Source organism: Janthinobacterium sp. UMAB-60, from assembly GCF_900095235.1.
Taxonomy (GTDB): domain Bacteria; phylum Pseudomonadota; class Gammaproteobacteria; order Burkholderiales; family Burkholderiaceae_D; genus Janthinobacterium.
The window spans coordinates 1-1367 of record NZ_LT607523.1 but is presented as its reverse complement, the minus strand read 5'-3'; the positions used below and the strand labels follow the sequence as shown (position 1 = coordinate 1367).

Below are 1367 nucleotides of genomic sequence, written 5' to 3'. Positions count from 1 at the left end.
GTGATCTTGCCCCCGTATAACCGGACACAGCCAATCGTTTAGTTAGCGCCGCTTTCCTGAGCCCGGCGCGCCAGCTCCCTCCTGAACATGCGAGGTGATTTCCATTTCAGCGACGAATGCGGATGGACCTCGTTGAAGTGCATAAAGGCGTCTGGCAGTTGAGCCAGAACGATTTCTGCGCTGCTGCGGTCCATCAAGTTCACGTAGTCCCGTTTAAACGTGTTCACGAAGCTTTCAGCAATGCCGTTCGACTGCGGGCTGCATACCGGCGTGTGCACCGGTTCAATCCCAAGTGCGCGCACCAGCGCGTGCGTTTCATGGGCTCGATAGGCGCCGCCGTTGTCGCTCAAGAATTCCAGCCTGGTCGAGCCGACGCTGGCCTGGCCGAATCTTGTCTCGACCGCTTCCACCAGCATGTCGCGCACGGGCTCGCCAGGCAAGCCACGTTCGGCCCACGCACGCCAGGCAATGATTTCTCGGTCACAGCAATCCTTCATGAACACACCGGTCACCACTTCGCCGTTGTCGCAGGCGATCTCGAAGCCGTCCGAGCACCAGCGCTGATTGGGTTCGTCCACCGCCACCACGCCATTGTGCACGCGGCTGCTCACTGGGCGTTTGGGCGCCTTGGGTAGCAGCAAACTGTTCGCTTTCATCACGCGATAAAACCGTTTGTGATTGATTGCTGGCAGGCCCATCAAGGCGCGCGTGCGGTTGACCAGAGCGCCAGCCCGGCGGTAGCCATAGGTCGGCAGCGCCGTAATCTCGGCGCGCACGGCGTCGACCAGGATGGCGTCGGCAGGCTGGTGGAACGTCTGCATGGTGCGCCCGTCGATCCACTCTGCGGGACGAACCAGCAGTTGGGCGACGTGTGAGCGCGCTACGCCAAGGGCAGAGCAGACCGGCTTCACTGGTCGTCCTTGCCCGACAAGGGCGAGCGCGCAATCCACTTTTTTTCGCGAGCGAACTCGACGGCCTCCTTCAGGATTTCTGCCTCCATCGTTTTCTTGCCGAGCATGCGCTGCAACTGGGCTATCTGCGCGCGCGCAGCGGCCAGTTCGCTCGCCGGCACCACCGATTCGCCAGCAGTGACCGCCGTTAGCGCGCCTTCCCGTTCGAGCTTGCGCCAGTTGAACAACTGGCTTGCACCGACGCCGTGCTTGCGAGCGACCAGCGACACGTTCATGCCTGGCTCGTAAGTCTCGCGTACCAGCGCCGCTTTTTCCTCGGCAGACCAGCGCCTGCGGCGCTCCTGGCTCACCGTCACCACCTCGATTGTTTGCTTGTTCCTAGTCATATGCACAGTCCTATTCCTATCCGTAAGAATAACGCATAGGCTGTGTCTGGTGAATCAAGGGGCTATTTCA

1 protein-coding gene is annotated in these 1367 nt (G+C 60.9%); it reads right to left on the bottom strand.

Annotated features, from left to right (window positions below; genetic code table 11):
- Positions 1 to 38 precede the first annotated feature (38 nt).
- A protein-coding gene (locus K0F86_RS27140) for an IS3 family transposase (RefSeq protein ID WP_374197331.1) occupies positions 39 to 1297 on the bottom strand; the annotation gives its coding sequence in 2 pieces (ribosomal slippage) (positions 39 to 949 and positions 949 to 1297; 1260 coding nt in all).
- Between the last annotated feature and the right edge of the window lie 70 nt (positions 1298 to 1367).